The 6,580-nt window shown below is 68.0% G+C and carries 8 protein-coding genes and 1 pseudogene; all 9 read left to right on the plus strand.

Annotation, left to right across the window (positions count from 1 at the left end; all coding sequences use genetic code 11):
* Positions 1–473 (plus strand): annotated as a pseudogene (locus VIR09_RS04815) (RNA polymerase sigma factor SigJ); the annotation flags it as partial.
* Positions 454–1,023 (plus strand): GNAT family protein, encoded by a 570-nt coding sequence (locus tag VIR09_RS04820; protein WP_332011844.1) that lies wholly within the window; start codon positions 454–456, stop codon positions 1,021–1,023. The pseudogene VIR09_RS04815 and the gene VIR09_RS04820, both read left to right, overlap by 20 nt.
* 7 nt (positions 1,024–1,030) lie before the next feature.
* Positions 1,031–1,582 (plus strand): cysteine hydrolase family protein, encoded by a 552-nt coding sequence (locus VIR09_RS04825; protein WP_332011845.1) that lies wholly within the window; start codon positions 1,031–1,033, stop codon positions 1,580–1,582.
* Between the two features lie 5 nt (positions 1,583–1,587).
* A complete protein-coding gene (locus VIR09_RS04830; protein WP_332011846.1) occupies positions 1,588–1,812 on the plus strand; it encodes a DUF3820 family protein in 225 nt (74 codons plus the stop codon).
* Between the two features lie 152 nt (positions 1,813–1,964).
* Positions 1,965–2,294, plus strand: a complete 330-nt coding sequence (locus tag VIR09_RS04835; RefSeq protein ID WP_013394864.1) for a hypothetical protein — start codon at positions 1,965–1,967, stop codon at positions 2,292–2,294.
* Between the two features lie 96 nt (positions 2,295–2,390).
* Complete coding sequence (locus VIR09_RS04840; protein WP_332011847.1) at positions 2,391–3,269, plus strand: AraC family transcriptional regulator; 879 nt, start codon at positions 2,391–2,393, stop codon at positions 3,267–3,269.
* Between the two features lie 163 nt (positions 3,270–3,432).
* Entirely contained in the window at positions 3,433–5,508 is a 2,076-nt protein-coding gene (locus VIR09_RS04845; RefSeq protein ID WP_332011848.1) for a TonB-dependent siderophore receptor, read from the plus strand.
* 56 nt (positions 5,509–5,564) lie between these two features.
* Positions 5,565–5,993: a cupin domain-containing protein gene (locus tag VIR09_RS04850; protein WP_332011849.1), complete on the plus strand. Its 429-nt coding sequence runs from the start codon at positions 5,565–5,567 to the stop codon at positions 5,991–5,993.
* A gap of 25 nt (positions 5,994–6,018) precedes the next feature.
* Positions 6,019–6,580 (plus strand): MFS transporter (locus VIR09_RS04855; protein ID WP_332011850.1); only part of this gene is annotated, 562 nt, incomplete at its 3' end.

Genomic DNA, 6,580 nt, shown 5'->3' on the forward strand with positions numbered 1-6,580 from the left:
GCCAGTTGGCCGCGCGGGCGCGCAGCCGCGTGCGCGATGCGCGTCCGCGGTTCGCGGTGACGGAACAGGAGGGCGCGCGCATCGCCGATGCCTTCTGGCAGGCGTCGCGCGCAGGCGACGTGGATGCGTTGCGCAGCCTGCTGGCGCAGGACGCGGTGCTGCATGCCGACGGCGGCGGCAAGAAGCTGGCCGTGTTCAGGCCCATCCTGGGCAGCGACAAGATCGCGCGCTTCTTCGCCGGCTTGTCGTCCAAGCCCAGCGGGCAGTTCCTGGAGGCCGTGGTGACGCAACTGAACGGCATGCCGGGCGTGCTGGCTATCGAACTGGATGGTCTGCCCCGGTCCACCACGCTGGAGGTGCGCGACGGCAGAATCACCGCCATCTACATCGTGCGCAACCCTGATAAGCTGCGCCATGTCGCGGCGCTGCCGCCGCAGCCGATTGCGCCCCAGGATGCTTCCGAACCTCACTGACTACCTGCAGAATCTGCCCGAGCTGGGGGCGGACGGCTTGCGGCTGCGCCCGTTGCGGGAAGCGGACGCCGCCGCCTGGCACGCCTATCTGCGTGACGAGGCCGTCACGCGCCATACCAGTTGGCAGTTGGACGGGCCGGATACGCTGGTGCGCTTGATCCGCGGTTATGGCCAGCCATCGGAATCGCACAGCCTGCGCCTGGCGATCGTCGCGGTCGATGGCACCCTGGCGGGCACCATAGGCTTGAACGAGATTTCCGTGTCCGCACGGCGCGCGGAGATCGCCTATGACGTCGCGCCGCCGTACTGGCGGCGCGGCATTGCGACGCGCGCCTGTGAGGCCATGACCGCGTGGGCCTTGCGCGAGCTGGGCTTTGCGCGCATCCAGGCCACCGTGCTGGATACCAATGTGGCGTCGGCCGGCGTGCTGGAACGCAGCGGCTTTCAGCGCGAAGGGCTGCTGCGCCGCTACCGGCTGGTGCGCGGCGTTCCCCGCGATTTCTGGATGCATGCGCGCGTCGATGCCGCGCAGGACGCCCAACCACTTTGAGGAAACCATGACGTCTGCTTTGATCGTGATAGACGTGCAGCGCGCGTTGTTCGAGGCCTCTCCCGCGCCGGCCGATGCCGAGGCTGTGCTGGCCCGCATCAATGCGCTGGCCCGGCGCGCCCGCGAGGCTGGCGCGCCCGTCATCTATGTGCAGCACGAAAGTCCCGGCAGCGCCATGGATCATGGCTTGCCGGGTTGGCAGCTGGACTTGCGGCTGCAGCCGGCGGATGGCGACGTCCGCGTCCGCAAGACCACGCCTGATTCCTTCCTGCGCACCGAATTGGCCGACGCGCTGGCGCAAGCGGGTGTGACGGAGCTGGTGGTGTGCGGCTATGCCAGCGAGTTCTGCGTCGACACGACCGTGCGCCGCGCGGCCGCGCTGGGCTTTCCCGTCACGCTGGCGGCGGACGCCCACACTACCCAGGACAAGCCACACGCGCCGGGCGCGCAGATCCGCGCGCATCACAACGCGACCTTGTCGTCCATCTCCAGTTTCGGCGTGGAGATTGCCGCCGTACCCGCTGCCGATATCGCTTTCGCCGCCGCGGCGGAACGGTGATCTCCATGGATCCCGAACTGCTATCTCTGCTGGTCACGCGCGCCATGCCCTTTGGCAAGTACCAGGGGCGTCTCATCGCCGATCTGCCCGGACCGTACCTGGCCTGGTTCGCGCGCAAGGGCTTTCCGCCTGGCGAACTGGGGCGCCTGCTGGCCCTGATGCACGAGCTCGACCACAACGGGCTGTCTTCATTGCTGGCACCCTTGCGCCAGTCTGCGGCGAAGAAGTAGGCCGAGCCGCGGGAGAAACCCCGGGAAACAACTGTGGCGGATTGTGTAGCGTCTTGGCACGCCGCGCATGGGCGGCCGGGGATACGATAGTGCGGCATGTCCAGGGGCAGCGGTCCGCGCCCTGGACGTCAGTCCATTGAAGAGAGGTCGTCATGAAGAAACTCCACATTTCCGCCTTCCTGCTGGCTGCCCTGTGCGCAGCGGGCGCCGCGCAAGCGCAGAACGCGCCTCCCGCCACGCAGGAATACCAATACCCCAGCGTGCGCTCCAAGGACGGCAGCCTCTCGCCGCCATCCACGCTGCGCATGACGGTCACGCCCGAACCCGGCGCCGCGCCCGCGGTCATCCGCGATACGCCGGAAAGCCAGGCCGAGTACGTGCGCTGCCGCGAGGTATCCGACCGCGCCGCCGTGTCGAACGCGCAGATGCAGGCCGGCGTGGCGCAGTGCCTGAAGGAACTGGAGCAGCGCCGCCAGCAGTAAATCAAGCCGCCCGCCTGGCGGGCGGCTTTCCGTTCTGGTCAAACGGTAATAATATTCAATCTCATCAACAGCGCTGCTCGCCGCGGAGCCGCTACCTTGACCGCCACCTATCCTCAACCCGATTGGACCGTATCGGCCGCCACGCCTGCCATGTCGCTGGCGGGCGGCACGCTGCGCTTTGGCCGCGACGAGAGGGTGCAGGAGCGCCTGGAGCCCGGCCTGAAGCTGGTGCTCGTGCTGGATGGGGATCTGCGCTATAGCGTGCGCGGCGCGGCCCCCACCCGCGTGAGTGGGCCGGCCTTGCACCTGAGCGTCTGCCAGGACGCCATGGGCATGGAACATGAATTCGGCGCCCATCAGTCCTTGCGCTTCGTGTCCTTGCGCACGGACCTGGATCATTTGCGCGACGCCTTCTCCATGGACCCGGTCCAACTGGCTGGCCTGCTGCGCGCGCCGCAGACCGACGGCGCCTACATCGAAGCCAATATGCGGGCGGACCGCAAGCTGGAGGCCTTGGGCCATCAGATGCTGGCCTGCCCGGTGCAGGGCGCGCTCAAGCGCATGTACCTGTCGGCCAAGGCGCTGGAGCTGGCCGCGCTCGCCTTGGGCGCGCTGCAGCCGGCGGAGCAGGACACGCACACGCGCGGCCTCACGCGCGCGGACGTGGAACGTCTGCATCATGCGCGCGACCTGGCTACCGCGAACCTGCAGGATCCACCGTCCCTGCCCGAACTGGCGCGGCGCGCAGGCGTGAACGTCAACAAGCTCACCACCGGCTTTCGCAAGCTGTTCGGCCAGAGCGTCTACGCCTATGTGCGTGAGCGGCGCATGGAGCAGGCCCACGTCCTGCTGGCCGAAGGCGCCTATACGGTGTCCGAAGCGGCCTATGCCTGCGGCTATACGGATTCGCACTTCACCAAGGCATTCCTGCGCCGCTACGGCGTGCTGCCCAGCAGCGTCGCGCCGGGCCGCTGAAGCGCCGAAACTTCCGCAATCGCCAGCAAGACTTCCGTAATCGCCAGCGCGTGTCCGTCGCCGTTCCTAGAATTACTTGAGAATTATTCTCAATAAAATTCTAAGAGGACAGGCAGTGCGAAAACAGGTGAAAACGGGGGCGGGCGCACCGCGCAGGAACGCTGTGCGCGCGCGGTATTGGTCGCTGTGGCTGGCGGTGGCGGCGGGACCGACGCTGGCGCAGGAGGCTGCATCCCTGCCGGCGGTGACAGTCAGTGGCGAGGGCGTGGCGCAGGGCACGGCGACCTTGGGCAAATTGCCGCTGACGCTGCGCGAGATTCCGCAGTCGGTGACGGTGATCGGGCAGGAACGGATGCGCGAGCAGAACCTGCAAAGCCTGGACGAGGTGATGCAGCACGCCACCGGCATCACGGTGCAGCCCTATCAGCTGCTGACCACCGCGTACTACGCGCGCGGTTTCAAGGTGGACTCGTTCGAGCAGGACGGGGTGCCGGTGCTGATGGGCAACATGGCTGCGTCGCCGCAGGACATGGCGGTGTACGAGCGCGTGGAGATCCTGCGCGGCGCCAACGGCCTGATGCACGGCGCCGGCAATCCCGCCGCCACGGTCAACCTGGTGCGCAAGCGGCCGCAGCGCGAGCTGTCCTTCAACGGCTCGCTCAGCGCCGGCAGCTGGGACCGCTACCGCGCCGAAGCCGACCTGGGCGGTCCGCTGAACGACAGCGGCAGCGTGCGCGGCCGCATCGTCAGCGCCGTGGAGGACCGCGGCTACTTCTACGACGTCGCGGATCAGAAGTCGGCGCTCTTTTACGGCATCGGCGAGGTCGACCTCGGGCCGGACACGGTGCTGTCCGCCGGCCTGCAATACCAGCGCATCCGCTCCACCACCAACATGGCCGGCGTGCCGCTGTACAAGGACGGCGGCGATATTGGCCTGAAGCGCTCGACCTATCTGGACGCGGCCTGGGACCGCTTCAACTGGAATACGACGCGTGTGTTCGCAGACCTGGAGCATCGCTTCGGCCAGGGCTGGAGCGCCAAGGTCAGCGCCAATTACCTGACCGCGGACAGCAATCTGAAGTACGCCGGCGCCTATGGCGCGATAGACCGCCAGACCGGACTGGGTTCCTCGCTGATGGGTGCGGCCTACAAGTTCGACAACACCCAGGCCAGCGTGGACGCCTATGTCGGCGGCCCGCTGCAACTGTTCGGCCGGCGCCATGAAGTATTGCTGGGCGGCAATGCCCAGCGCACCACGTCCGAACAGTACAGCGCGGACCTGAGGCCCTATCCGAACGTGCCGGTGAACGTTTTCGACTGGGATCCGCATAGCGTGCCCGAGCCGGGCGTGGGGCCGTACACCTCGCCCGGCGAAACCCGGCTGAAGCAGCAAGGCGTCTACGGCATGGGCCGCTTTTCGCTGGCCGATCCGGTGACCCTGGTGCTGGGCGGACGCATGAGCTGGTGGAACCAGAGCGCGCCGAGCGCGCGGCAGCGCATCGACCCGGAGTTCACGCCGTACGGCGGGCTGATCGTGGACCTGGACCGCCAGTGGTCGCTTTATGGCAGCTATGCGCAGGTGTTCCAGCCACAGGGCGAGCTGACCCGCGACGGCCAGCCGCTGGATCCCATCACCGGCACCAACTACGAGGCCGGCGTCAAGGGCGAACTGGCGGACGGCGCGCTGAACGTGTCGCTGGCCGTATTCCAGATCCAGCAGAAGAACCGCGCGCAGGAAGATCCGGCCTGGCCTTGCGTGGGCCGCAACTGCTACTACATCTCGGGCGGGGAAGTCCGCAGCCGCGGCATCGAGGCCGAAGCCTCCGGCAGCATCACGCCCTACTGGACGGTGGCGGCGGGCTACACCTTCAATACCAGCAAATACCTGACGGACTCGGAGTCCGGCGGACAGCCTTTCGCGCGTTTCACGCCCAAGCACATCTTCCGGCTATGGACGAACTATGCCCTGCCCGGGCTGGAGCGGCGCCTGAGCGTGGGCGGCGGCCTGCAGGTGCAGTCGGGCTACTCCACGGTGTCCGGCCCCGTCACGCTGCGCCAGGGCGGTTACGCGCTGGCGGATCTGCGCATGGCCTACCGCGTGGACAAGCACGTGACCGCGTCGCTCAACGTCAACAACCTGTTCGACCGCGGCTACTACCAGAGCCTGTCGGGCACCGCCTGGAACAACCGCTACGGCGAGCCCCGCAACGTCATGCTGACTTTGCGCGCCGAATACTGATGACCCGCGGCGGGCGCCGTTCGCGGACGTCCGCCGCCAACGAGAAGGAGAGATCGATGAATGCACCCGATAGCGGGCCCGTGTTCGACTGGCTGGACCATTTCGTGGCGCTGGGGCGCGACGGCGCCTTGCGCGACGTGGGCCGGCTGCGGCGGCTTGCGCCGCAGGACGAATGGCTGGTCGGCATCAAGGCCGTGACCAGCGACGCCGACGTCCATGGCGATGTGTGGGAACGCCACCCGGCCGGCGACGAAATGCTCTGCGTGCTGGAAGGGCGCGTGGTGGTCACCCTGATGGCCGAGGACGGCGCCGAGACCGACATGTTGCTGGATACGCGCCGCAGCGCCATCGTGCCGCGCGGCGTGTGGCACCGGCTGCACGTGGCCTGTCCCGGCAAGATCCTGTTCGTGACGCCTGGGCAGGGCAGCGAACACCGCCGCGCGGATGCGCCGCAATCCCGCGCTCCCTCGTTGAAGGAAATCTGAAGTGAACCGTATTGCAAACGCACGCATGTTCGTGATGATAGGCGCCCTGTATTTCTCGCAAGGGATACCGCTGGGCGTGGCCATGGAGGCTTTGCCCACGCTGCTGCGCCGCGACGGCGCGGACCTGCACGCGCTGGCCTGGCTGCCGCTGGTCGGCCTGCCGTGGGTGCTGAAGTTCCTGTGGGCGCCCGTCGTGGACAACCGCTGGACCCGCGCCATGGGCCGGCGGCGCAGCTGGATCCTGCCGATGCAGGCCGTGGTGCTGGCCTGCCTGCTGGCGCTGGCCGTGCTGGGCATCGATGCCGCTGCGGCGGGCTGGGTGGTGGCGCTGATGGCGTTGGCCTCATTGGCCAGCGCGACGCAGGACATCGCCACCGACGGGTTGACGGCGGAACGCTTCCACGGCCAAGCGCTGGCGCGCGCCAATGCCGTGCAGGTCGGCGGCACGATGGTGGGCTTTTTCTTCGGCGGGCCGGGCTGCCTGGTGCTGGCCGGCCATGTGGGCCAGACCGGTGCGCTGCTGACGCTGGCGGCGGTGGTGGCGTTCAGCCTGCTGCTGGCGGCGGCCTGGCGCGAAACCTCGCTGA

This window comes from Achromobacter sp. (assembly GCF_036567245.1).
Taxonomy (GTDB): Bacteria; Pseudomonadota; Gammaproteobacteria; order Burkholderiales; family Burkholderiaceae_B; genus Achromobacter.